Annotated in this window: 21 protein-coding genes; 6 read left to right on the top strand and 15 right to left on the bottom strand. The window is 42.7% G+C overall.

Going from position 1 to position 25389, the window contains the following annotated elements; all coding sequences use genetic code 11:
• Window positions 1-446: 446 nt before the first annotated feature.
• Window positions 447-5876: a glutamate synthase-related protein gene (locus N480_RS24550; RefSeq protein WP_063375067.1), complete on the top strand. Its 5430-nt coding sequence runs from the start codon at window positions 447-449 to the stop codon at window positions 5874-5876.
• 13 nt (window positions 5877-5889) lie between these two features.
• Window positions 5890-7677 carry a diflavin oxidoreductase gene (locus tag N480_RS24545; RefSeq protein WP_063375066.1) on the top strand — a complete coding sequence of 596 codons (1788 nt, stop codon included), beginning with the start codon at window positions 5890-5892 and terminating at the stop codon, window positions 7675-7677.
• Between the two features lie 49 nt (window positions 7678-7726).
• Here the strand turns inward: N480_RS24545 and N480_RS24540 are convergent, their stop codons facing one another.
• Window positions 7727-8662 carry a glycerophosphodiester phosphodiesterase family protein gene (locus N480_RS24540; protein WP_063375065.1) on the bottom strand — a complete coding sequence of 312 codons (936 nt, stop codon included), beginning with the start codon at window positions 8660-8662 and terminating at the stop codon, window positions 7727-7729.
• A 239-nt stretch (window positions 8663-8901) separates the two neighbouring features.
• On the opposite strand from N480_RS24540, the gene N480_RS24535 reads away from it, so the two are divergent.
• Window positions 8902-9747, top strand: coding sequence for an ADP-ribosylglycohydrolase family protein (locus N480_RS24535; protein ID WP_063375064.1), 846 nt, complete (start codon window positions 8902-8904; stop codon window positions 9745-9747).
• A gap of 28 nt (window positions 9748-9775) precedes the next feature.
• Here N480_RS24535 and N480_RS24530 read toward each other — a convergent pair whose 3' ends face one another.
• From N480_RS24530 to N480_RS24520, 3 genes are all read right to left on the bottom strand, one after another.
• Window positions 9776-10138 carry a hypothetical protein gene (locus tag N480_RS24530; RefSeq protein WP_063375063.1) on the bottom strand — a complete coding sequence of 121 codons (363 nt, stop codon included), beginning with the start codon at window positions 10136-10138 and terminating at the stop codon, window positions 9776-9778.
• Between the two features lie 85 nt (window positions 10139-10223).
• A complete protein-coding gene (locus N480_RS24525) occupies window positions 10224-10586 on the bottom strand; it encodes a nuclear transport factor 2 family protein (protein ID WP_063375062.1) in 363 nt (120 codons plus the stop codon).
• 89 nt (window positions 10587-10675) lie between these two features.
• A complete protein-coding gene (locus N480_RS24520; protein ID WP_063375061.1) occupies window positions 10676-11716 on the bottom strand; it encodes an MBL fold metallo-hydrolase in 1041 nt (346 codons plus the stop codon).
• 187 nt (window positions 11717-11903) lie between these two features.
• On the opposite strand from N480_RS24520, the gene N480_RS24515 reads away from it, so the two are divergent.
• Window positions 11904-12500 carry a TetR/AcrR family transcriptional regulator gene (locus N480_RS24515; RefSeq protein WP_063375060.1) on the top strand — a complete coding sequence of 199 codons (597 nt, stop codon included), beginning with the start codon at window positions 11904-11906 and terminating at the stop codon, window positions 12498-12500.
• Window positions 12501-12511: 11 nt separating this feature from the next.
• Entirely contained in the window at window positions 12512-13195 is a 684-nt protein-coding gene (locus tag N480_RS24510) for a tRNA (adenine(22)-N(1))-methyltransferase (RefSeq protein WP_063375059.1), read from the top strand.
• An 11-nt stretch (window positions 13196-13206) separates the two neighbouring features.
• Here N480_RS24510 and N480_RS24505 read toward each other — a convergent pair whose 3' ends face one another.
• From N480_RS24505 to N480_RS24475, 7 genes are all read right to left on the bottom strand, one after another.
• Complete coding sequence (locus N480_RS24505; protein ID WP_231102317.1) at window positions 13207-13719, bottom strand: GNAT family N-acetyltransferase; 513 nt, start codon at window positions 13717-13719, stop codon at window positions 13207-13209.
• Window positions 13720-13738: 19 nt separating this feature from the next.
• Window positions 13739-14371, bottom strand: coding sequence for a LysE family translocator (locus tag N480_RS24500; protein ID WP_063375058.1), 633 nt, complete (start codon window positions 14369-14371; stop codon window positions 13739-13741).
• A 113-nt stretch (window positions 14372-14484) separates the two neighbouring features.
• Window positions 14485-15840, bottom strand: coding sequence for a cell envelope integrity protein CreD (gene creD / locus N480_RS24495; RefSeq protein ID WP_063375057.1), 1356 nt, complete (start codon window positions 15838-15840; stop codon window positions 14485-14487).
• 68 nt (window positions 15841-15908) lie between these two features.
• Window positions 15909-17351 carry a two-component system sensor histidine kinase CreC gene (gene creC / locus N480_RS24490; protein WP_063375056.1) on the bottom strand — a complete coding sequence of 481 codons (1443 nt, stop codon included), beginning with the start codon at window positions 17349-17351 and terminating at the stop codon, window positions 15909-15911.
• Window positions 17352-17354: 3 nt separating this feature from the next.
• Window positions 17355-18023, bottom strand: coding sequence for a response regulator (locus N480_RS24485; protein WP_063375055.1), 669 nt, complete (start codon window positions 18021-18023; stop codon window positions 17355-17357).
• Window positions 18024-18172: 149 nt separating this feature from the next.
• The gene (locus tag N480_RS24480; RefSeq protein WP_063375054.1) at window positions 18173-18652 is read right to left on the bottom strand and encodes a macro domain-containing protein; all 480 of its coding nucleotides are present in this window, start codon (window positions 18650-18652) and stop codon (window positions 18173-18175) included.
• Window positions 18643-19272, bottom strand: coding sequence for a LysE family translocator (locus N480_RS24475; RefSeq protein ID WP_063375053.1), 630 nt, complete (start codon window positions 19270-19272; stop codon window positions 18643-18645). The genes N480_RS24480 and N480_RS24475 overlap by 10 nt, the downstream gene beginning before the upstream one ends.
• A gap of 289 nt (window positions 19273-19561) precedes the next feature.
• Between N480_RS24475 and N480_RS24470 the strand changes: the two genes are divergently transcribed.
• Window positions 19562-21346, top strand: a complete 1785-nt coding sequence (locus tag N480_RS24470) for a GGDEF domain-containing response regulator (protein WP_063375052.1) — start codon at window positions 19562-19564, stop codon at window positions 21344-21346.
• Window positions 21347-21399: 53 nt separating this feature from the next.
• Here N480_RS24470 and N480_RS24465 read toward each other — a convergent pair whose 3' ends face one another.
• The 4 genes from N480_RS24465 to N480_RS24450 are packed head-to-tail and all read right to left on the bottom strand — an operon-like array spanning window position 21400 to window position 25387.
• On the bottom strand, window positions 21400-21822 hold the full coding sequence (locus N480_RS24465; RefSeq protein ID WP_063375051.1) for a response regulator: 423 nt from the start codon (window positions 21820-21822) through the stop codon (window positions 21400-21402).
• 5 nt (window positions 21823-21827) lie between these two features.
• Window positions 21828-23264 (bottom strand): sensor histidine kinase, encoded by a 1437-nt coding sequence (locus N480_RS24460; protein ID WP_063375050.1) that lies wholly within the window; start codon window positions 23262-23264, stop codon window positions 21828-21830.
• Between the two features lie 11 nt (window positions 23265-23275).
• Complete coding sequence (locus tag N480_RS24455; RefSeq protein WP_063375049.1) at window positions 23276-24265, bottom strand: ABC transporter substrate-binding protein; 990 nt, start codon at window positions 24263-24265, stop codon at window positions 23276-23278.
• Between the two features lie 48 nt (window positions 24266-24313).
• Window positions 24314-25387, bottom strand: a complete 1074-nt coding sequence (locus tag N480_RS24450) for a sensor histidine kinase (RefSeq protein ID WP_063375048.1) — start codon at window positions 25385-25387, stop codon at window positions 24314-24316.
• Between the last annotated feature and the right edge of the window lie 2 nt (window positions 25388-25389).

Here is a 25389-nt window from a genome sequence, read left to right as displayed (position 1 = left end):
CAAGAAATTGTGATGTGTCGTAGGTTTGATAAAATATTCATAACGGACAAAAAATTAACACAGTCAGATGAGCGCATCAAGTCAAATTTCTCGGTTAATACGATCGTATAATAACCGCTATGAATGAAGTGAGAAAATAAAAAGCATCTCGAACAAACTTTCAAATACAATACAAATTCACTAGCGTGAAAAATATTCAACACCCAAACAACCCTCTATCACAAAGAAAAAAACACATTTAAAAACAAATCATTAAATAACACATCGTGTTAACCGCTTAACGATAAAAATCTCAAAACCCGGCATTTTATTGAATGCAAATATTTATCATTTGCATATAAATTCACAAAAATATACTTTGAAAGGCCTGCTTAAAAAAATGTGTAGCGCACAGTGCACGCTTTAATCCACTGTGAGCACACCCGTTTTACTGAATTGGGTACACTATGAAACGATATTTATTTGATAGAGACCAAGATAAGTCTAGCTGTGGTGTTGGCTTTATTACCCACAAGCAGAGCTTACCAACTCATCAACTGATAAAACACGCACATCAAGCACTGTGTAGAATTCCGCATAGAGGCGGTATGAATGCTGAAGGAATTGGCGATGGTGCTGGTGTAAATATTGATTTATCTCTCACATTTTTTAGAAAAGTGACCGAAAGGCCAGACTTAACGCTTGGAGAATTTGGCGTCGCGAACTTTTTTCTGCCAAATGAGCAGACTAGCAATGAACTCGCGATGTCACTGATCTTTGAAAAACTGGCATCATATGATCTACAGGTCATTAAAGTCCGCACTGTAAAAACGGATCAAAGCACCCTCAATCCAGCGAGCCGAAAGGCCCAACTCGCCATCAAGCAAATCATCTTTTTGCGCCCAAATCACATGACAGATCAAAATGTATTTGAGTCACATATCCATCAAGCGCTTGAAGAGATTGAAATGCACGCATTTACTGGACCTCAGTATACTGGGCTATACCCCCTCTCTATGAGCTCAAGAACACAAGTACTTAAAGGGCGCCTAAATAGCTGGGAGGTTGTCCCCTACTTTGCTGATCTCAACGCACCGGAGCAGCAGATCCACACACTTTTCTTTCATACACGGTTTTCGACAAACACTGCACCTAACCCCATGTTTGCGCAACCCTTTAGACGCATGGCCCACAACGGTGAGCTCAATACCGACCGAAAAAATAGGTTAAGTGAAAATGCCATCGCAAAATATAAAAATAAACGGCTGATATTCCCACGAGGACAATCTGACTCAGCACGATTAGACCAAACGCTTGCTCGCCGTGTGATTGAAGATCAAATGCCAATTGATGTGGCTGCATTGGCAATGATGCCGCCAGCATGGGAAAACGACAATGCACTTCCAGCCTCAGTAAAATCTATGCTTGAGTACTTTTCTCTCTATGAGGAAAAAAACGACGGGCCAGCGGCCTTTATATTTGGTGATGGCGTCACAGTAGGCGCAAGGCTCGATAGACTCGGGCTAAGACCACTTAGAAGCGTGGAAACTCATGATTACTTGGCTGTAATGAGTGAGGCTGGTCAGATTGATTTTGAGCCGTCCGATATCATTCGACGCGGTCGTATTGAAGCCGGTGGCATGATTGTATTCGACCACGCCTCAAAACAAATAAAATATACCCAACAAATATTAGAAGAACTTGCCGAACAAAAAAACTACGCTGAATTGCTGCAACAAGCGCGGGTTACACTCGATGAGTTACCGCAAATATCACTGACTGACGTGGTTAAAAATCAACATTTGAGTATAACGGCTCAGCATGTTGCCTTTAGCATGAACCAAGAAAGCTTTAAGTTCATGCTCGACCCTATGTTACAAGATGGCTCAGAAAAGATTTCAGCAATGGGCTATGGTTTAGCACCGAATGTGCTAACCAGAGAAGAAGGTGGTGTATCTCGGTATTTCAGCCAACGCTTCGCGCAAGTGACTAACCCTCCCCTAGACAGCATTAGGGAGGCAGATGGTATGACACTCAGAGTGGCACTAGGACCAAAACCCAATATATGCCCGACCAGCCACCGCCAAATCGTACTCGACTCCCCTATTTTACAGCCGCATGACTTAGCGAAGATCACGAACCAGTCGGCACTCAAGGTCGAAACCTTACCCATGCTGTTTCACATTGATGTTACGCAATCAGATCATCAGCCCCAGCTGTTAGACGCCATTAAAACGCTCGCTGCTCGCGCGGAAGAACTCGTTAAATCAGGCTGCGATGTGCTCATTTTAAGCGACCTGAATGTAAGCCATCAGCAAGGAGCGATTCCAGCATTGCTTGCCATTGCTGCGATTAATCAAAAGCTCATTTCTGAAGGGCTTAGGTTTAACACCAGTTTAGTATGTCATACTGGGCAAGCCGCCAGTACTCATGATATTGCCTGCTTACTTGGGTTTGGCGCGTCTGCCATTTGCCCTATCACAGTGCACAACCGTGCTATCGAATTGTTCCAGCATGACGCTGATATTGTGGAAGGACTTGCAAGGTATCAAAAAGCGGTAGAAAAAGCGCTGATGAAAACGATGGGTAAATTTGGCCTATGTACCGTAGAAAGTTACATTGGTGGTGAATTTTTCGAAGCCAATTTTATCGACACCCAAGACCCACTGCTAAAAGCAATATTTCCCAATATTCACTCGCCAGTGGGCGGCGCAAGATTTAAAGATCTCGCTCAAAGCGCAATCTATTGGCATAAAAAAGTATTCGAAGTACAAGCTGAAGATCAAATTCCGGTACTCGGTTTATTTAAAGAGCGTGCGCAAGGTGCTGGTCACAGCTTTGGTACTACGGCAGTACGTGAGTACATTAATATGACTCAAGAGCGCATACAATATGTGGACGAGTCGCAACTCGAGTCTCATGATACTGGCGTTATTCTGCCACAAGACAATGGCTATAAAGACCTAGGCTTTGAGGCGAGAACGCCTGAGCAAATTGCTCAGTTTAAAGTGACACAAGCCTATAGAGACTTCAGTAAGAATTTAAAGCATGAGCGCTATCATAGGCCCGCAGCACTGCGAGATGTATTGGCATTGCCTTTTGATTTTTCTCAGTTAAAAAGCGCACAAGCGTTTATTGACGCGCTTTCATATATCGATGCCTCAGGGTCATACCAAGTACACGTCAAAGGCTTAATGGTTGAAGCAATTTCACAGCAAAAGTGGCTGTTATGTCATTCGTCAAAGTCCGATGCCATTCATCAACAATTGGCATTAGCGTTAAATACACTTTACGAAGCTGAAGTATACGAAATAGTTCCAGCTCTGGATAAAATCCTCATTGAGACCAGAACCAACTCAACGTTGGATACATTGTGCGCCAAGCTCTGCACAGCACGGAATTCGATCGCATTAGAACACGTTCAGCCCGCGCACGAAATCACCGCAACTTTTGCTTCCGGCGCAATGAGTCATGGCGCATTAGTCGAAAAGGCCCACGAGGCAGTTGCGCAAGGAACAAATATTGCCGGCGCAATGAGTAACTCAGGCGAAGGTGGCGAAAACTCCCGTCGCTATAACACAGTCAAAGCCAGTAAAATTAAGCAGTTTGCGTCTGGCCGATTTGGCGTCTGGACAGGTTACTTAGCTGATCCTGCGCTACAAGAAATTGAGATAAAAATAGGCCAAGGAGCGAAACCCGGAGAAGGCGGCCAGCTGCCAGCGCCCAAAGTTAATGTCGTTATTGCCGCTGCACGTGGTGGCACACCTGGCGTTGAGCTCGTCTCCCCTCCTCCACACCATGATACCTACTCAATAGAGGACTTGGGTCAGCTAATTCACGATGCCAAAGCCGCAAGGGTCCGTGTCATTGTTAAATTGGTATCATCAGAAGGCATAGGTACTATCGCAGTGGGTGTCGCTAAAGCTGGGGCAGATGTAATAAATGTTGCGGGTAATACAGGTGGAACTGGCGCGGCGCAAGTCACCAGCCTTAAACATACCGGACGCGCGGCAGACATAGGCATCGCAGAAGTGCATCAAGCTTTGAGCGAAAATGGCCTGCGAGATAAAATTACCTTGCGTTGCTCCAATGCTCACCAAACTGGCAGTGATGTTGTCAAATCAGCCATGCTAGGTGGTGACTCCTTTGAGTTTGGCACCACAGCATTGATGATGCTCAAGTGTGTTATGGCAAAAAACTGTAACTTAAAATGCCCTGCTGGACTCACCACAAACCCAGAAGTATACAGCGGCGATCCTCGCGCGTTGGCCCAATACTTTATGAATGTAGCCCATGAAGTGCGCGAGATCTTAGCAAGTATCGGTTATACGTCACTCAACGAAGTTCGTGGCCGCTCGGATTTGCTGCACCTTGTATCTCACCCAGCTATGGTCGGAAAGCTAGACATGACAGCGATGCTGCAACCTGCCAAGCAGGTCGTAGTCACCAATCCGATTTACCTAGAAGCTAACTTTACACTGGATGATATTTGGCTAACTGAAATCGAGACTCAATTTTTTGCCACACAGAATGAATGCATCGAAATAAGCCCACGAGCCCTAGACAACTGTAATAAAACTGTTGGCGGTCAATTGGCAATAGACCTTGAGCGCAAGCTCAATTATCAACTCGATGATGAGCAAATTGCCGCTCACCCGGCTGTTATAAGGCTCAGTAATGGTCGAGCCGTGCTCAAACCACATAGTATAAAAATTAATACGCGTGGTTCGGCAGGACAAAGTTACGGGGCATTTATCAATTCGGGGATGGTGCTTCGCCACAAAGGAACATGTAACGATGGTGTAGGTAAAGGTGCCAGCGGCGGAAAGATCGTCATAGATAGCGAAGGCTGCGCCCTTGCAGAGGATGTGCTCATCGGAAATTTTGCACTCTTTGGTGCAACCGGAGGCCAATTGTATGTGAATGGCCAAGCGGGAGATAGATTTGGAGTGAGAAACTCTGGTGCTGTGGCTGTCATTGAAGGCGTCGGAGACTTTTGCTGCGAGTATATGACCAACGGCTCCATTGTTAACCTTGGAGGCTTTGGTAAAGGGTTTGGTAACGGTATGAGTGGTGGTACAGCCTATCAATATGATCCTACAGGCAATATCACCCATTTGTGCTCAAAAGACTCCGTCACAGCAATTCAGATATCGCAGCCAGATATATTATGCCAAGGTCAGGAGTGGGCGCTATTACAACACCTACAATGCCATGTAGACGCGACACAATCGGCATTAGCAAATCGTTTACTGAGTAATTGGCAACAATCTAGGCAACACTTTTATGTGCTTATTCCTAATGCGCTATACCAATATCACTGTGCAGAAAACATTGCGCAGCAACTCGACAGGCGCTCAATGTTGGAAGAGTTAGCTGTATATTGGGGCGACAAGTCACTGAAAAGTATTCAGCAAGCCTACAAAGCGCATCAGCACACAAATCGGTGTTTGTTCAATGGTCAACTTCCTGACTACGGAGACAGAGACTCAGTGCTAATTTATCAATACATTATCCATGCTGGCATACTCCACCGAGGAGAGCAGCTTGCCGTTAAACAACAGTCCCAAGGGTTCAATGAGGTCAGCGCTCAATACTTGTTTGATACCTTAGACCATAAACTTGGCGACGCTTTAGCCAAAGATGCAAAAGAAGCTCTTGCAAGCTATGACGACACTGCGCTCAGCGGCTTAGTCGCACAAAAACGCATTCAAGACTATAAGTCGGCCCTGTCACTTCGAGAAGTTTGGGATACCGATGCGCTTGGTACCAGCGTCTGGATTTTACATCGAGATATTCAGACTAGAAAAGCGCTCGAGCAATACCGTGACCTAGATGAATTACTCGCAACGCATTATTGCCATGTGCTGTCAGAAGCAGTGAAAGCGGCTGTATAAATAGGAGAATATGATGGAACAACTAAAAAGTAACAAAAAAGTCCCTTTTTTACCGCAAGACATCCCTTTTAATGATGATCAAAGGCAGTGGTTAGGTGGCTTTTTAGCTGGCTTGCACACTAGATTATTGGTGAAAGAAGAACATGTCACTACGGTTAACACCGCCACTTCGCAAGTAAAGCCTTTGACCATCATTTATGGTTCGCAAACCGGTAATGCCGAAAGTGTCGCTGAAGAAGCCGCCGAAATTGCTAAAAACCATGGATTGACAGCCCATGTACAAGATATGGACGATGTCGATATACATCAGCTTAGTAAGTCCGAGCGTTTACTTGTCATCACCAGCACCTACGGTGAAGGCGAAATGCCAGATAACGCACAAGCACTTTGGGATGATATTTCAGCACAAGATGCTCCAAGGTTTGATAATACATATTTTTCAGTTTTGGCACTGGGAGATACCAACTACGATGATTTTTGCTTAGCGGGCATAGAGTGGGACAAGCGTTTAGAAGCACTTGGCGCGACACGCGTTGCCAACAGAGTAGACTGTGATGTTGCTTTTGAATCACCGGCACAAGAATGGATTGCAGAAACACTCCCAACAATTGCTCAAAAAGGCTGTGATGGTGGCAGTGAAGTGATGCCCGCCCCCGCGAGTTCAACTAGGAAAGTTAAACCAAAGTACAACCGAGACAACCCATTTGAAGCCGAATTAGTACGAAAATACACCTTGAATAATCCAGATTCAGGGAAAGAAACTTGTCACTATGAGCTTTCTTTACTGGATTCAGGGGAGACTTATGAAGCGGGAGACGCCATTAATTTACTGCCGCGCAATCGCCCCGACTTAGTAGCAGAGCTTATTGGCTTACTCGGTGCCAGAAAAGAGCAGCACGAGCATTACGATGGGCACACGCAAGAACTACACAAAATATTTACCGAAGATCTAGAAATACGTATGCCAAGTAAAGAGTTTATCGCTGAAGTGGCAACACGCAGTGGCGATCAAGCATTTATTGCCAAGCTTGATGAAGGGGCACAGGCGCTTAATGAATTCGTTTGGGGCCTAGATTGTATAGACCTACTCAGCCGCTATGCGCCCAATGCCTTTACAGCCAGCGACTTTATACGCCTTGCGAAGCCCTTAGCACCACGTGCTTACTCAATCTCTTCTAGTATCAAGCAGCATAGCAACGAAGTGCACTTAACTATTGCCAGTGTGAGATATCACCAAGCGGATCGTGCGCATCATGGTGTTTGTTCAACTTTCTTGGCAGACCTCTGCGAACCCGGAAGTAAAATCAAGTGTTACTTTGCACCAAACAAACACTTTAGTGTGCCACAAGACCCTACAGCCCCTATTATCATGATTGGCCCCGGCACAGGAATAGCGCCATTTAGGGGGTTTTTAGAAGAGCGTTTAGCTACCGGAGCAAGTGGCGACAATTGGCTGTTTTTTGGTGACAGAACAAAAGCAAATGACTTTTTATATCAACAAGAACTTGAGCAGATGCAAGAAAGTGGCTTGCTTACGCACTTAGATCTCGCATTTTCACGCGACCAAGCACAAAAAATCTATGTACAAGATAAAATGCAATCGCAAGGCGAGCGATTATTTTCTTGGATTGAGCGCGGTGCCTATTTGTATGTGTGTGGTGATGCCTTCAGAATGGCCAAAGACGTAGACAAGGCACTGCATAACATCATTGCTATACATGGCGAGTTAGACGAACAACAGTCTCAAGAATATGTCGCGAATCTTAAAAAACAAAAACGCTATGTGAGGGATGTCTATTAACGGTGAAATGCCAAACAGACAAGCTCTGTTTGGCACTCTAATCAATGCTTTATTTCGTGTTGTTACCTTGCTCTGCAAGACCAACCATATCACCAGTAAACAAGCCGATACCATACTCTCTCAAGTCTGACGCTTTGGAATATGGTTGAGATTTTTGATACAGGTAAACTTCAGTACCATTTTGTTGTGCTCTTGCTGCGAACTGTTCTGGCCAACCCCATAAAATACGGCCAAACTGCTCAGGTAAAACAAGTGTTGTGTTTGCACAAGATGCTGGATAATAACGAGACCAACCCATGAAAAAATATTTCACCAAGCAACGTTTACCCACTTCTTTTGAATAGGTCATTTGCTCAGGAAACTTTTCGGCAATGGCTTCTGAAATACTCTGCATACCGATAAAGCTTAATCGGCTTCTTTGCGCTGGATCCATCTCATTTAGATGTGTTGAAAGTACCTCAATCGCTTCTGGACCAGCCGTTTTCATATTGAGTAAAAATGACTGTTCAGGAAAACGCGTTAACACTTCATCAAGCGATGGGATCAAACCAACCCCCTGCCCTCTCAATGGATATAAGCCTTCTTCTTCACCAATGCGGTACCCGTACCCTGCATCTAACGTTTTCAGAAATACCATTGACTGTTCTGAGGTAATACCTTCACCATTTGTTCTGCAATCCAGAGTCCAATCGTGAAATACGGCAAGCTTTTTGTCTGAAGTTGCATGGATATTTAAGTGTACGGTATCTGCGCCTAGCTCGAACGCTCTCTCTATTGCCGGGATGGTGTTTTCAATGAACGGATGCGCCACCTTAGTCAGCCTATCTGCTGTACAGGTTGCGTTTGTAACGCCAGTGTAGTCTGTAGGTTGTACTAATCCTTTGTACGAAATGGTTTTGCCTTGATGATCAAGTTCTATATCTGGCTGTCTCGCAACCAAAATGATAATAAATAAGACGGATAGTCGTACAGCCCAGTGCTTCATGAAACTCCTCAAAAATAAGCATTTAAGCCCGTTATTTTAACAAAGCTCTTAAAGTTAAGGAATTACCAAAATAAGCGATACAATCCAAATTGAATTATTACTTGCGCAGTCGAGCATAGATTGTACTTTCTTTTTGCTTATCTGCATGTTAAATGTGTTAAACATTATAAAATGTAATATGGTCATTATTGGCAATTACACAAAATTAGCTTTCCCTCCCCGGTTTTTAAGGAATCGACATGTTATTAGAAATTGCCATTGGTGATGCCTATGGTGCGGGCTTTGAATTTGCCAAAAGAGAAAAAATAACTCAATTCAACAATCTAAGTGCCTACCATGAACATGGCCTTGGCATTGCGCCAGGACACTATACAGACGATACGCAAATGTCACTTGCGCTGGCTGAACTCATTATTGATGGTGAAACTTGGGATAAACAGACGATAACCCGTAAATTTATCGACTGCTTTAAAAGGGATCAACGACTGGGATACTCCAAAGGGTTTTATGCTTTTTTAAACTCTATATCTAACGCCGATGAGTTCCTAGCCAAAATAAAACCCAACAGCGTCGCCAACGGGGCGGCAATGCGCTCGGTGCCAATTGGGCTATTCCCTACAATTGAAGAGGTACTCCATAAAGCGGAAGTTCAAGCGTCAATTACACATAATACCCCCATTGGCATCAATTCGTCACAAGCGGTTGCACTTGCAAGTCATTACTTTTACTACAAGTTGGGACCAAAAGCACAACTGGGTGAATTTGTTCAATCTCATACAAACATTCAATGGAATACCAACTGGCATGGCGAGGTCGCCTGCTGTGGCTACGAGACTGTCAATGCGTTACTCTCCGTATTGTTATCTGAAGATAGTTATTCGGCTTTACTCACTCAATCTGTCGCGTTTGGGGGAGATGTGGATACAATCGCAGCTTGTGCGCTTGGTATTGCGAGTTTAAGTGACGAGTATAAAAACGATTTACCGAGCTTTCTATATGAAGAACTTGAGAACAATGACTACGGTAAGGACTATTTAATCGAGCGGTCTAGACAACTCCACTCGGCAATACTTGCTTCTAAGTGACAATTAAATGGGCTCGACCACGGGCCCGTTAAACTTTTCTAAGCAAAGGTACAATATTTCTACCAAAGGGCGTAAATACCTTTACTAAATGCGTATCTATTTGGTTTAGTTCTTTTTCACACATAGCTTGAAAGCGTATGTTAGCAGAGCCTCTGCCATGGTTTAATACCAGGTTTCTCCTCACCCATAGCCGCAAATTGATAACCAAAAGCCGGTCTTCATCTCTCAAACAGATATCAATGAGCTTTTTGGCAGATCGGATATACGCAGCAAGATTATCTATATTTGCTGGGCTGTGTTTTAATATCATGGAGTGCACTGCTAGCTCTGCATTGGCATCTTGGTAGGCCCGCAATTGAGCATCTTTGGCTTCTAGATAAGTATCGAACATAGTGAATATTAGGGCTAACAATTACTGATAATGATAATTAATATCAAATAGACTGTAAACCCAAATATAAACCGATTTCGAAATACTAACCCATAAACGTCACGCGTTTGATTAAGCCATTTTCAACTTCATACGCTGCAATCACTTTCACGCTATTATCGATTTCTTTGTTGGGCTGCGTAGATGACTCAGCAAGCTCATGATCTACTAAAAAGCGACCCTGTACCATCCGAGTCATCGACGTTGCACGCAAATAGCTCAAACTTGCAAACTTTTTACCATAGCGCTCTACGAGCGTCTGTTTGCCCTTAAATACTAAATTTTGACCTTGATAGATTTCCACATCATCAGCGTAAGTTGCTGCAAATGCATGGATATCTTGACTGTTGTAAGCGTCGAGTTGCCTGTCTACAACAACGGCGGTTGCTTGCTCTATGTCTGTATACATAAAAAGTCCAAAAACTCATTCGTAATTGGACCGTAATTATATACACATGTATCAAGGCTGTTAAGTTGAGATGCACTTGAGCTAAACAACTAACCTTTTGACATCAGAGATTTCCACCAAAAAGCATTATTGTGAGGTTCGCCTGCGGTGATCACCTCACCCACAATTGGCGTATTGACCGTTACATTTTTTTGTGCGGCAGCTGTGGTTACCCGCTCTAACGGGTCATACCAAGCATGAAATGCTAAATCAAATGTGCCATTGTGTATTGGCAGCATCACCTCAGCATTCAGGTCTATGTGTGCTTGTACACTTTGCTCCGGTGTCATATGAATATCAGCCCAATCTTTGTCGTATGCACCCGTTTCAATAAAGGTGTAGTTAAAAGGCCCGTAGCGGCGACCAATTTCTTTAAAGCCGTCAAAATATCCAGAGTCACCACTAAAGTAAATGCTCTGGTCAGCTGCTTTGATGACCCACGAACCCCACAAAGTTTTATTGGCATCACCTAAGCCTCTGCCAGAAAAGTGTTGGGTTGGAACAAACGCAACTAGGCTGGATTTGTCCGTATGCTCCTGCCACCAATCAAATACTTTCACCTTATTTGTGTCTACTCCCCATTGCTTTAGGTCACCTTCAACACCTAACGGAACAAATATCTCCTTTGTTTTATCCATAAGAGACAAAATGCTTTCTTTATCTAAATGATCATAGTGATTGTGAGAAATTAAGATCCTATCGATTTGCGGTAAGTCCGCTAACGTAATTGGCGCCTCATGGAATCGCTCAGGGCCTGCAAAACTAAAAGGAGACGCACGCTTCGAAAATACGGGGTCCAACAACCAATACTTACCAAATACTTTTAATAGTACTGACGAGTGACCCAATTTAATCATGTGTATTTGATCGTCTGAAAGTTGCGCGAGCATATCCGGACTCTGTTGCACCATAGGAAGAGGAATATTGGGCATTGGATCTTGCTTGGACTCAGTAATAAAACGCCAAAAAATCCCTAACGTCTTTTTCAAGCCCGGCTGCTCTACCTCATTGGTATTGTAAAACTTACCGTCTTTAAATTGCTTGGAGCTGTATCCTGAATCACTCACTTGCGCGTCTAAATTCGAAACCATTGCACATCCTCCAACTGTCAAAACAAATACCGATGCGAGTAAAGAAAATTTGTATCTAGCTTTCATACGCCACCATCAAAAGTAAACTACACGGTGCAGTTTTTCACGTTCTGAACTAAAAGTAAACTACCTAGTGCAAGTTTTTTATAATTCCGCTAAACTACGCTCACTTTAGTAAGGAGTTGATATGAAGCTATCAGAAAAAAAACGCCTGCAAATCATTCAAGCGGCTGAGCAGCTGTTTTCTGAAAATGGAGCACAGCAAACCAGTATGGACTTGGTCGCGCAAACCGCAGAAGTATCTAAGCGTACTGTGTATAACCACTTTGATAGCAAAGAAGCGCTTTTGTACGCTGTAATCGAAAACATGCTGACACACGTTGAGCAAGGCAATACATTGCTTTATACGCCTGACCAATGCATTCGGTCACAGCTAATTAATATTGCGCAAGCAGAGGCACAATTGCTTACGTCAGACACCTTTTTGCGAATCGCCCGTGTCGCGTTTTTAGAGTTATTGCAAAACCCAGATATGGCCGCGCACCTAAACAATACTAAAGTGGGCTGCATGCGTTATTTGGAAGAGTTTCTTGTTGCTGCCAATTCATCTGGCGCAATCAATGTGGAAGATGTTACTTTCGCTGCAAAGCAATTTGTCTTCCAACTGAAATCATTTATTTTCTATCCGCGCCTCTACGGTTTCGCGCTAGAGCCTCATATGGATCAAGAATTTGTGATAAACCAAACTGTCGACACGTTTTTAGCCCGCTATCAAACCAGCTAAATGGTGTTCAAATGAAATTGGGAAAACGCCTGTCGCAGATTAGCGACTTAGTGAACAATGACTATGCACATATTTGGGATTGCTGTTGCGACCACGGTCTACTTGGCGCGAACTTATTAGATAAAGGCCTGAACGCAAAAATCCACTTTGTCGATATAGTACCGCACCTGATTAATGAATTAGATGAAAAACTCACGCAATTCTATGCCCATAAAGAGTCGCATTGGCAAACACATTGCCAAGACGTCACGGCCTTACCTCTGTCACAGTATGCGGGCAAGCATTTGGTGATTATTGCTGGGGTTGGCGGTGATTTGTGTAGCGCTTTTGTGCAAAATATCATGCGTCAAAGCCCAAATTTAAACATCGACTTTATTCTTTGCCCAGTGCATCACTTGTATACACTGCGACAAACATTACAATCGCTGGCACTGACCTTAAAAAATGAGCGATTAGTCAATGAAAACAAACGCAGCTATGAACTTATTTATGTTTCGGCTGATAAATTCGGTGGTCAACCCGTGCATGCTGTGGGCCAGCGTATTTGGTGCTATCAAGATCAACAAGAGTATGAAATAGCCAAACACTACTTGAATAAGACCATTGATCATTATCAACGTATTAACCAAGGTAGTGACGATGTGTCAGAGATAATATCTGCCTATAAGCGGGTTCAGTTACAGCCGGTTGAGTGAATGGTGAGCACTTATATGCTCACCTTCTTTAAGGTATAAATATCTCGATATAATCCATCTGGGAACAACATTCTATCTGTTTTAGTACCACCTAGCCGTTCAACTAATTTTCGGGCAGCGTCATTGTCATCGTTCATATAAGTGCGAACTTGTGAAAACTCCAGTTCATCGTATGCATAATTAATCGCAGCAATAGAAGCTTCTTTGGCATAGCCTAGACCACGCGTTTTGGGTATTAGCCACCATGTAAGTTCAGTGGGCCAATTATAGCCTTGCCAAAAACCACAAGTACCAATGTAATTACCAGAGGCTTTCTCTTGTACAACCCAGACACCAAAACCATGTAAATACCATGAGCCCAAATCTGCTTTCAACCTTGCAAGTACTTGCGCAGGCTCAATCGGCCCACCGTACATTTTTGACGCTTCACCATCGGTATAAAATTGTAAGTAGGCGTCTAAACATGCTGCGCTGGGTGCCACTAAACGTAGCCGTTCTGTTTCTATTGGTACAATGTGAATCATGTATTTCCCTGTTTATTTATTATTTTGAGGTAGCAAGCCTCGCTGCAAGCGTCACAAACAAGACGCCTAAAACGCCATCAAAATGACGACCTATTCTAAACCTACCGGCCAACACTTTACCTAACTTACTAAATGAAACAGCGAAAATGAGATTAACTAACAAAACCAGAGTACTGAGTAACGTGCCTAGTACCAGTATCTGCAAAGTCAAAGACGAGTTACTATGTGTGAATTGCACGAGAAACACACTGAAAAATAGCAGCGCTTTAGGGTTCATTAAATTATTTAGAAAGCCCTTTAAAACTAATCCTCCACTGACGTTTTCATCACTATTAAGGTCTGTTTTTGAAGTGCTTTTATCTACCCACCAAGACTTAAGCATATTTATACCAAGCCATGCTAAGTACAAAGCGCCGAGTAACTTTATCGCCATTACGATGGGTGGAAATTGCTGCATCAATTGCCCAAGCCCCAGCGCCACAGCAAGCGTCTGTACAATACCAGCAATAAAAATTCCCAAGGCAAGGCGCGCGCCAGCTGCAAACCCTTGTCCAGACGAATAAGCAGAAATTAACACCAGATCAGGACCTGGCGAAATAGCTAAAAGTATGGTCGTAATGATAAATAATGGCAGTATTGTAAGCTCAGGCATAATTCATTCCTCGGTCTTTTATTTGCTAAAAAACCGTCAATACTGCCACATGGATTGTTTGATTAGAATGCGTCTAAATCATTAATTTTATGACTTTATATTCGAATTAAAGACTATTCAATCTCATCATTTGATGGGTCAGATACTTGCTGGTCGCGCTTTTTATTTAACTTCGCACTGCTATACCAATTTACTTTACGTGTAAGGATCATGACCAGTGACAAAACGATAAAACACATTAAGCTCCCCATAAGCAGCGCATAATCTTCAGCGCCAAGCATGCCGTAAAGCAGTGAATAGAGCATAATTAAACCTGCGAAATAGTAACCGCCTATCACGCCACTTTTTAGGACACCACTTACATACCAACCAAGTAGTCCAGTCGCGGCAAATGATGAAATCACATATGCAATCCCAAAGCCTAAATGCTCGCTGAGAGAAATAAGTAATAGATAGAATATTGCGAGTGCAAGCCCTACGAATCCATATTGTACAGGATGAATTGGCTCGTCTCGTACGAGCTCCAATAAAAAGAAGCTAGCAACCACAAGTAAAATCACCAACAATGCATAATTAACTGCGCGATGACTTTTTAAGTAATGATCGACCGGATCAACAAGCGCGACCCCCATTGTCCGTTCAGTTAACTCTCCACATTCGCTGCGTAAAATACAGCTTTCAAACGTACTTTGCATATTGGTTGAAAAGTAACTCGCTTGCCAATTTGCATTAAACTCGTCACCGTTAATGTTTGAGGTTATTGGTAAATAAGCCCCAACAAAGCTCGGATGCGGCCAATCTGCGGCCATACTCACGCGTGTTTCCCTACCTAGTGGTGAGATAGCTAGCTTTTCCATCCCTTGTAGATGTAAATCTGCGGAGAATGATAGCTCTGATGAAGCAAACACATGTGCGCGCTCAAGTGGCACGTGCACACCCTCTTTTAACCTTTTGACTCCAGTTCCGGGCAAGATTTTAGCGTCTTCACCAGCAATTTTAACTGCCGAGTCTAACCCAATGCCTCGAATATCTGAGATCCCAAAAACAAGGCTTATCGATGTCACACGCTGGTCTTTTAATATATGAAGGTCAGAGGTTTTGAATACACCTGAAATAGTGTTATTTGAACGATACAAGGTCGCTTTATAAATACTGCGAAATTTTTCGAACGTATCAAGCGCACTGTGGATATTGAGCTTTTCAGGCAACAAAAAAGTATTTTCCTTTATAACGCTCACCGTGCTTTGTCGCTCTATGTCTCGTTCATATTCTACGTAAATGAACGGGCCAACAAGGCGCTGTTGTGCACTGCTACTTTTTGCAATTTCTTGCTGCACTTGCTTTTGCATGTTACTGCGTTCAGATATCAGCTCTTCTATCATGGTCATTGGGATCATCAGTAAGATAATGAGCCCTATTAGCATGCCAAACTTAACACCTATTTTTTCTTTACTTTGATTGTTCATCATTCACTCCTTAGGTTTGCCCAAACTTTAGCAAGGCAGCTTGGGCAATCTATGGAGCTTATATGGAGAGTTTATGGAGACTTGATGGCGAGCGACACTTCAACCCCTTGCTGGCAATTTTTTACCTTTAAATAGCCAAAATGAAGCTTTGCCACTTGTTCAACGAAATTAAGTCCGAGCCCCGTACTTTTATTTCCCGCTGCCCGCGGTAACGAATAAAATCGCTCGGTTAATCGTGGCAAAGCATAATCGGGGATTAACGGACCATCGTTATATATTTTAAAACAAACATGTGTTTTCAACTGCTCAACAGATACTTGGATTTTTCCTTTCTCAAATACAAAATCCAACGCATTTTCAAATACATTGAGCAACGCTTGGCGAAGCAAAAACTCATCACCTTTAATTATGGGGTTTGACTCAGATAGGAGGACGTAGTCAATTGATTTGTGTTCTATTTTCACGCTCATCGCCGTAGCCACATAATCGACTAATTCTCGACTCTGCATTGATTTTGGTTTCTCAAGCTCTGGCAACTTTTCTAGCCGTGTAAGCTCTAGGAGCTTCTCGATAAGCAACTGCATGCGCTGGGATTCGCGTTCTATATTACACGCAAATTTTTCTCTCTTTTGGTCATCTAGTGGCAATTGCAGTAACTCACTTGCCCCCTTTATACCTGACAGCGGACTTTTTAACTCGTGCGTTAACGTTTCAACGTATGATTCAACATACTGTTTTCCATCGAGTTGTGAACGCATATTGGCCAATGCATCGCTTAATTGGCCATATTCATAAAATACTCTAAATATTGGCTTATTGGCCTTTTCACCTTGACCCATTTTATAGGCGTACAACGACAACTTGCTAAGTGCAGAGTTAATTCGCCACGCGATGACCGCTCCAACGAGCAGTACCAGCACACTCATCACCGCAAGCCAGTTAAAAACACGTTGCTGCGACAGTTCAATGAATGGCTGTACCGAGCGATTTGCTTTCGCAACGGTTAAGCTACCAATGGTTTTGTTGTCAAATATGATCGGTGCTGCCACATGCATAACCGTTGAGAGTGGATCGCTAGGATCTGTAGCTGTGGAGCGCGCACCGTACTCTCCCCGCAACGTGAGGTAAACATCATTCCAACGTGAAAAGTCACTACCGATGTCTTGCTGCCATGAATCAGCGACCACGATACCATTGATATCAGTAACATAGATTCGATGCGACATCACAGTTTTATCAACCCCCCAAATTGCTGCGTCGACACTGCGGTTACCAAACTGCTGTAACAGTCTCGAAATTTGGCTCGTTTCTAATGTTCCGTTAGCCAGCTCTTCAGCCACCAGCACCGCTAACAAGTTAGCCATATCAACCAACGTCTCTTCTGTTGTTTGACGTACGGTGGGTTTAATTTCTTTGATTAATGTCGAGCTTACAAAGTACGTCGTCATGATCACAATGACAAAGTACAATAAAAACAATCTCAACCCGAGTGGGATCTTAGGCCAGCGGCTCACATTCTATTCCTTTTCAAAATAGTAACCAAAACCCCGTTTGGTTTTTAAACACTCAGCTAACGCAACCTTTTGCAATTTAATGCGGATAGACTTTATGTGTGAATCGACATTGCGCTCATACGCCTCTTCACTTGGCATACTAGAAAAGTCCATAAGTTGTTGGCGACTCAATACTCTGGGAGACGATTTTAGTAAAGCATCTAACAACCTGAACTCTAATGCAGTCAGACCAAGGGCAGTGTTTCCCCTCACATAGTCAAAGTTTTCGACGCGTAGTTCATCTTGTCCTTGCTCACACTCAGGCTGTGCTTGTCGCCGTATCGATTTCAGTCTCAGCTTTACTCTAGCTAACAGCTCTCTGGGGCTAAACGGTTTAGTTACATAATCATCTGCGCCTATCTCCAGCCCCACTACTCTGTCTATTTCGTCTGCTCGCGCGGTCAAAAATATAATGGGAATGTCAGAAAAGCCTCTTATTTGTTTGCACAATTCAAACCCATTGCCATCAGGTAACCCAACATCTAGTATCAACAAATCCGCCGACTTTGTTTTTAAATGCGCCACTCCAGCGCCAGCGGTATTAAACCAATGGGCTTGAAAGCCATCCATTTCCAGCACATGAATGAGGGTATCAGCAATGGCTGATTCATCCTCTATGATGACAATATTCACGTTATTTCCCCAAAAATACAGACTGGCTTAATATGTATACGACCTGCAATTAAAACCAGAAATACCTATCTTAATACAGCATAAGTATAAGCGATTGCCCACACAGCCACTATAGATAAAATCTTAACATTATGAATTATCTGGTTTTGTCATTGGTTTGATGTAGAGAACTTGACTACCTTAACTTTTACAATGCTCTCAATGGATTCTAACGTACGCAGCATACATTCTAATGACCACTGTTCAGAGCGGTTACCAGATCCAGCGCCGATGAGAGGCATCGCTAAGGTTTTAAAACTGTTCGCTTCTGCCAACCTGATCGCACTAATGACCGACTGCTTCACTGAATACTCAGTGGCATACCAGCATAAATTAATACCCGCGACGTGAATAATTCCCTTAAAGTTCAATGTTCCTGCAGAGGTAAGCCGCGCCTCCCCTAACGGAATTGCACCATATTTTGCCACCTCTTTAAATGGCGCAGTACCCGCTCGGCGCTTTATCGCCCCCGAAACACCCTGTGGTAATAGCAACCACCAAGGAATTATGTTGCGATTCCAGCTATTTACAATTGCATCAACCTGTTGATCCAAAATATCACCATGTACGACCACGACATTTACGCCCATAAATTTGCTACCTGTGTTTGCTCAATGAGCTCAAACACTACTGGCATAACCGATAACGCCAGCAGCATGGCCATCACATAATTAAACAAGGTTCTATATTTATCTTTGGTTAACACCCGCTTTAAAGCTGAACCGCATAAAAGCCAAGTACCAACACAAGGGAATGCAGCAATAAAAAACACCAAGGCGATTATGACGTTTTGTGTATAGTACCCATCCCCAATGCTTGTAAATGCTGCTATTGCCCCTGTTGCCACCACCCATGCTTTTGCATTAACCCACTGAAATAGCGCACCATTCATGAACGTAAGCGGCTTAGCTTCGTCTGTATTAATTGGGGCACTTGCTGATTTGGCGATAGCCCATGCAAGATACAGTAAATAGGCGATGCCTATACACTTAATAATAAGGTGTAAACTCGGGAACGCGGTAAATACTTGCCCAAAACCAAACCCGATGACTAACAACATCACACTGAACCCTGCACAAATACCGACTAACAAAGGCAAGGTTTTTTTAACGCCAAAGTTGAGTGCTGAGGTCATCACCATAATATTATTAGGTCCAGGGGTAATTGATGTTGAAATGGCAAATAAAATCACTGCCAGCATGTATTCCATGTTTTTCTCCAGTTCCTTTTTACAATTGAATAATCGAGTTTAGCGACACGTGTGCTTTCCAACATCTATCCAATTTACACATATTTGTCCCATTGGCAAATAACATATCAATATCCTTCAGTTGGCAATAATTCTATTAGTTAAACGCACTTCTTCATGGTCCTAGCTTTTCATTTAAGGCTTTTGGACTAAAGTTATGCTGTATGCCCTACTAAACGATGATAAATGTAGCATCTTAGGAAATCCTTAGCTGGCTCAAAGCCACTGTATCTATAGGAAAAAGGACCGCATGACTTACACCAAGTTACTCGTCGTTGACGATGATGTAATAGACAGAAAAACAATCATTAGAACGCTGTCTAAAGAACAAAACCATTATGATATTGTCGAAGCAAACAATGCCGATGAAGCGTATGCATACCTTGATGAAATGCACTTTGATGTGATTTTAATGGACTACAATATGCCTCAAATTAACGGCGTTGAGGCGATTGTAAAACTGAGAAGTCAACCGCAACTGAAACACACAGCCATTGTGATGATCAGTAATCTGTATAATGAAGCGCTAGTATTGGACTGTATCAATGCCGGTGCGCAAGACTTTTTGCTCAAACAAGAAGTCACCAGCACACAACTAACGCGGTCAATATTGCAAGCGCGTAAACGACATGAGTTAGAACAACAGCTTTATGAAAGCTACCATCAAGTGAAACAGCTCGCAGAAAAAGATTCGTTAACTGGCCTACACAACCGCTTTCATTTTGATGAAATGTTGAACCGTTTATTACTAGCAAGGCAGCGACGTAATCGTGAAATAGTTGCTGTGATGATGCTGGATTTGGATAAGTTTAAACATATCAATGACAATTTTGGTCATGAGGTTGGCGACCAGCTTTTGGTGGCGGTAGCCGGAAGAATAAAAGAAGTACTAAGAGAAAATGAGCTTCTCGCTAGGTTAGGTGGAGATGAGTTTGCTTTTGCCTGCGGCGAACTCACTTCTATCAGGCAGATCCAAGCAATTGCCGAACGCGTTTTAAATACATTTCACGTTCCTTTTGAAATCGATGGCCATGCCATTCATTGCTCAAGTAGCATTGGGATTGCAGTAGCGCCCATCAACTCTGAGCATCGTAAAGAGCTCATGAAACTTGCAGATATCGCGATGTACAGAGCAAAAAACGGCATCAGCGACAAAATTTGTATCTTTCAAGACAATATGCAGGAAGCATTTTTACTAAAATATCAAATTGAATCTGAGCTTAGATTGGCAGCGCAGAGTCAACACTTTGAACTCTACTATCAGCCCATCATCGACAGCCAATCCGATACCATCAATATGATAGAAGCGCTTATTAGATGGCCTTTGGCAAATACCACTCAGTTACCTGAGGAGTTTATCCCCATTGCAGAAGAAGCAGGCCTTATTCAAGCCATAGGGCAATGGGTGTTAGAAAGTGCTTTAGAACAATTTAGCCAGATGTTATGTGATGACCAGTATCAGTTCAGGCTGTCTATTAATATCTCACCTTGCCAGCTGTGTGACAGCGACTTTGCCGCTATGGTTGAACAAACTCTTCACGCAGTCTCGGTGCCTCCTAACAAGCTCGTGCTTGATATTACAGAGGCTGCCCTGTTGCAAAACGATCAAGCCATTAATGAAACATTACATGCGCTATCAAATATAGGGGTAGGCTTAGCATTGGATGACTTTGGCAGTGGCCTATCATCAATTTCTCATCTGCTGCAATACCCGTTTGAGCTCGTGAAAATTGACAGTTCAATTGTGCAGCAAATCGCACAACCAGAATCAAAACAGCACGATATGCTACAGGGCTTATCGTTCATGCTAAACAAGCTCGGCATCAAGGTCGTTGGCGAAGGTGTTGAAACCACGATGCAAGCGAAAGCATGCGACAGCATGGGGATTTCTCTTCAACAAGGCTTTTTGTTTTATCAGCCTATGAGTGAAAACAAAGTCAAGCATACCTTAAAAGATGAATGCAAAGCCAGCCGCCTATCACTTGTTAATTGCGACGCAAAAACACCTGCTGGCAGTCACAATAAGAAGAGCTAAAGCACATTACGACAAATGCGCAACTGATGGCATATTCTAACTGTTCGCATTTGCTACTTACTAGATACAGACAATTCGGCTTTGAGCTGTTCAATATCATATTTTCCTTTTACCAAATAGGCTTTCACCATTGAAAGCCCCGCAGCCCTGTCAACATCCTCTTTTCGGTCAGAGCTACTGAACATTATAATAATGGGGTCTGGGCCTTGCTTAGATTGCATTTTTTTAAACTCTTCCAAAAATTCAAATCCATCCATAAGCGGCATATTGATATCTAGAAAAACAAACGTAGGTGGATAGCCACTTGCATAACGTGCTACATTTTTTTCATAGTCCACAAAAAAACGTAAAGCTGACGCGCCTTCACTACATTCAAATATTTGGCTGATAGGAATTTTTGTCTCTTTAAGCTGTCTAGTTAAGATATACCGATCGTCTTCGCTATCGTCTACGATCAAGACCGAAATGGGATCCATTGATTTTATTTCCTTTTAATATCTATTCGAAAGGTTGTGCCTTGCTGCGACGATGTGAAATGAATGCTCCCTTGCATCCTTTCGACATGTTTTTTAACAATCGCAAGACCAAGCCCAGATCCAGATGCTAAGCTCGGGTGAAATCGCTTAAACATCTGATATATTTCACTATGATGCTTATCTGGTATACCTACACCATTGTCTTCAACCGTGATCGATAAACGTTCGTCAACACTTATAATGTGTAATTTAACGTAAGGGTTTTGTTTGGTTTCATCTTTGTATTTAAACCCATTTGAAACCAAGTTTTCTATTATTTGTTGGTATCGAATTTTATGTCCGCGGATGATGGGATCTGCTAAATCCACCACCACCGACAGTGTGCAGCAATCTTCTTCAAAGAAGATTTGACGCTTATCGACTATGTCATCAATCAGCGTTTTAATATTGAACTCACTCTCATTTTCTGCAATTAAATCTATTTTAGTAAGAGATAAAACATCATCGACAAGGCTTTCTAGTTTAGTTACCTGCGATTGAACCCGTGTAACACTGCTTTTTGCCTCTTCAAGATCACCACTTTCTATGTCTTGTAAAATGAATTCTGTTAACTTTTTAGATGCTGTTAAAGGCGATTTTAAGTCATGGGATGTGCGATAAGAAAACTGGCTTAACTCTTCATTCGCTTTTTCAATCCTACCGATATTTTCAGTCAAACTCATTCGCATTCTGTCTAGGTGCTTACTCAGTACCCTAAACTCTTCCGGTGACTTAATCCTCAATCGATCTTCCAATTTAAGCTGGGATAACCGTTCTGAAAATGAGCTGATTTCGCTCAAAGGCTTAATGACAAAATACCTATACATTAGAGACGTCACCGTAAATAACACAACCAAAATCAGACCACACACAAGAAACACTGCAAATGCGACTTCTTTCAATAGCTCACTGGTTTCTTCAATAGGGTAAAGTCCATAGATATCCCATTTCCAAGGCTCAAACTGCAGCTTTGAAAAGACATACTTTTCGCCGTTCAATTCTAGTATTCTGTCATCATGCTCTAATCCAGCTAAGCTTGAGCTCATCTCCAAATCAGTCACTCCGACAAAGTACCCCCGATTGTAAAAAAAGCGCCCTCCTTGGTTTTCCGCAATAACAAAGCTACCCTTGTAGGACTCATCTTCGGACTGAGCCTCTACAACCACCTCGTTTTTATAGGCTGTGACGTAATTTTTCAGGCCATCCATCTTATTTTTTACTAAGATGTCATGACGCGCATCAATATGTAATTCGACAAAGTCCTTCGTATGAATCGCATTTACCACTTGAAGCTTATCAAAAGTACTTTCCTTTAAAAATTGGTATGAAATGACGCCGACTAATATCGGGCCGATAACCACCAACGGAAAAGAAGTAATAAATAGCAGATCCCTAAGCTTCATTGATATCCAGCTCATTGAAAAATATTATCGCCAGCAATGCTTAGCAAATCATAAGGTATGACAATGCCAAGCTGTGTCGCTGTCTTCACATTAAATGCAACTGTGCTACGTGGCGCCGGCTTTACTGCAATGCGGTGTGGGCTCACGCCCGAAAATATGGAACTCACAATTTGTGCAACTTGCTCCGCAGTGCTTTGCACATCAGGGATCACAGTGAAAAGTGCGCCTTGCATTACTGAGTTAACGTTAGCGCCATACAATACGGGTTTAACCTTTGAAGTTTCAGGCACAAAGCTTTGTTTTTCACTAAATGGCCCATTCACCGACCAGTAAAAATCTACCTCAGGCTGAATAGAAGCGACGGCTTCATTTGCTTGCAGATACGTATCCGTCAGGTCTTTATCATTGCCGTCTCTATAGTCAACAAGCCTTTTTACAAGGTTAATATTTTTATATTTATTGGAGATAGACTCCAGCTTGGCGATGTCCGTCAAAGCCGATGGGTACGTTGTTGCAACAATACCAATGTCTGTCTGTTTGCCTTTCAATAACTGATTTGCGATTTCGAATTTAGTGCCTCTTTTTACAGAGTAAATTGTCCCAGTAATAAAGTTTAAGTCAGGACTGTTTTTATCAGGGACCAAACCTGCACCGTGTGGGTCAGCTACCGTCACAAAAACCATAGGGATACGCTTTCCTTTAAGAACACGCTTGCCCATCTTAGATGCCAAAGTTCCATTGGTGATTACAAGATCGACACAATTACAAGTGAGCTTTTTTGATATATGGTTGGCTATTCTTTCGCTCTGACCATCCCCGTTGAATATCTCTATTTCAATATCCATATTTAGGCGGCTCAACTCTGCAGAGATGTACTGTGTATGTGTGGTAACGATAGGCACTGGCAGTGTTTCAACTATAAGCACTTTCTTACTCTCTGCATTTGCCAGTGAGTAACTAAAAAGTGCACATACGTATATAAAATAAACCACTGACTTCATTTTACCCTCTCAATATCTGTTTGAGACTCATTACCACACCTCACTGCACTACAGGTTTTTTTTAATGGTAAAATTGAGTTTACTTCCCTCATTTTCACAATCAGAAAAATAGATAGTTCCACTGTGTTTATTGATGATTCTTTTGGCGGTCGCAAGCCCCAACCCACTACCTTGATAGGTATCTGAACTATGCAACCTAAACAAAGGATCAAAGGCCTTTTCACGGTACTCTGTAGGAATACCTATGCCATTGTCTTGAATAGAAAAATACCAATGCGTCTCATCACTTTGATGATTAATGGTTAATTCTGGTTGCTTCTCGCAGTACTTAAGTGAATTTTCAATAAGAATTTGAAATAGCTGAACGATAAAGCAGGGGATCGCATTAATCACTGGGAGCACGTTAAATTTAATTTCTGCGTTGCTGTTACTTACCTCTGTCGCAAGATTAGCAAGCGCAAGTTCAACGCAATTGGTCACGTTGGTGCTTTCAATCAAATGCTCAGCGTGTAAGTCCATCTGAGTATATGAAACCAACGCATCGATTAACTGATACATCTGTAAAGATGACTCAGTAAGTAGGTTTAACTGGCGTAATGCTTCTGTGGGCATGTCTTGCGCAAATTTGTTCGTTATCAACTGCCCCATTTTAACTATGGCATTAGCCGGTTGTTTTAAGTCATGCGCTAACACATGCGCAAACTGTGTTAGCTCTTTATTCTGCTCTTCGATTCTCTGCTGCAATTGCGTGGACTCTATCGCATTATTCACCGCCTTGATCAAAGCATAATGCGTTAACCCGCCTTTACTGATGTAATCTGAGGCTCCTTTTTTAATAGACTCAACGGCCACTTTTTCGTTGCCCTGCCCAGTTAACATAACAACGGGAATAAAGGGATGAGATTGCTTAATTTGAGGTAAGGTGTACAACCCATCCGAGCCAGGCAAAGAGTAATCTAACAAAATCGCGTCAATCTTTACTTCATGCAAAATTTTCAGCCCATACTCTCCTGTCTCAGCCTCTTGAATGCTCCATTTCGGGCTGTGCTCCCTTATCAAGCGCTTTATTAAATACCGATCATCTTCACAGTCATCAATTAATAAAAGTGTATTGGCTTCCATAG

The organism is Pseudoalteromonas luteoviolacea S2607 (genome assembly GCF_001625575.1).
Taxonomy (GTDB): domain Bacteria; phylum Pseudomonadota; class Gammaproteobacteria; order Enterobacterales; family Alteromonadaceae; genus Pseudoalteromonas; species Pseudoalteromonas luteoviolacea_E.
The sequence above is the reverse complement of the archived record's forward strand: the minus strand, read 5'-3'. Positions and strand labels throughout refer to the sequence as shown.

Bases quoted from the DNA above. Each gene is read 5' to 3' on its own strand.
- N480_RS24520 (WP_063375061.1), bottom strand. From the start codon at position 11,716: ATGGTTTCGAATTTAGACGCGCAAGTGAGTGATTCAGGATACAGCTCC.
- N480_RS24545 (WP_063375066.1), top strand. From the start codon at position 5,890: ATGGAACAACTAAAAAGTAACAAAAAAGTCCCTTTTTTACCGCAAGAC.
- N480_RS24470 (WP_063375052.1), top strand. From the start codon at position 19,562: ATGACTTACACCAAGTTACTCGTCGTTGACGATGATGTAATAGACAGA.
- N480_RS24455 (WP_063375049.1), bottom strand. From the start codon at position 24,265: ATGAAGTCAGTGGTTTATTTTATATACGTATGTGCACTTTTTAGTTAC.
- N480_RS24500 (WP_063375058.1), bottom strand. From the start codon at position 14,371: ATGCCTGAGCTTACAATACTGCCATTATTTATCATTACGACCATACTT.
- N480_RS24515 (WP_063375060.1), top strand. From the start codon at position 11,904: ATGAAGCTATCAGAAAAAAAACGCCTGCAAATCATTCAAGCGGCTGAG.
- N480_RS24475 (WP_063375053.1), bottom strand. From the start codon at position 19,272: ATGGAATACATGCTGGCAGTGATTTTATTTGCCATTTCAACATCAATT.
- N480_RS24510 (WP_063375059.1), top strand. From the start codon at position 12,512: ATGAAATTGGGAAAACGCCTGTCGCAGATTAGCGACTTAGTGAACAAT.
- creD (WP_063375057.1), bottom strand. From the start codon at position 15,840: ATGATGAACAATCAAAGTAAAGAAAAAATAGGTGTTAAGTTTGGCATG.
- N480_RS24525 (WP_063375062.1), bottom strand. From the start codon at position 10,586: ATGTATACAGACATAGAGCAAGCAACCGCCGTTGTTGTAGACAGGCAA.
- N480_RS24460 (WP_063375050.1), bottom strand. From the start codon at position 23,264: ATGAAGCTTAGGGATCTGCTATTTATTACTTCTTTTCCGTTGGTGGTT.
- N480_RS24530 (WP_063375063.1), bottom strand. From the start codon at position 10,138: ATGTTCGATACTTATCTAGAAGCCAAAGATGCTCAATTGCGGGCCTAC.
- N480_RS24550 (WP_063375067.1), top strand. From the start codon at position 447: ATGAAACGATATTTATTTGATAGAGACCAAGATAAGTCTAGCTGTGGT.
- N480_RS24535 (WP_063375064.1), top strand. From the start codon at position 8,902: ATGTTATTAGAAATTGCCATTGGTGATGCCTATGGTGCGGGCTTTGAA.
- N480_RS24540 (WP_063375065.1), bottom strand. From the start codon at position 8,662: ATGAAGCACTGGGCTGTACGACTATCCGTCTTATTTATTATCATTTTG.
- N480_RS24450 (WP_063375048.1), bottom strand. From the start codon at position 25,387: ATGGAAGCCAATACACTTTTATTAATTGATGACTGTGAAGATGATCGG.
- N480_RS24480 (WP_063375054.1), bottom strand. From the start codon at position 18,652: ATGGGCGTAAATGTCGTGGTCGTACATGGTGATATTTTGGATCAACAG.
- N480_RS24465 (WP_063375051.1), bottom strand. From the start codon at position 21,822: ATGGATCCCATTTCGGTCTTGATCGTAGACGATAGCGAAGACGATCGG.
- N480_RS24505 (WP_231102317.1), bottom strand. From the start codon at position 13,719: ATGATTCACATTGTACCAATAGAAACAGAACGGCTACGTTTAGTGGCA.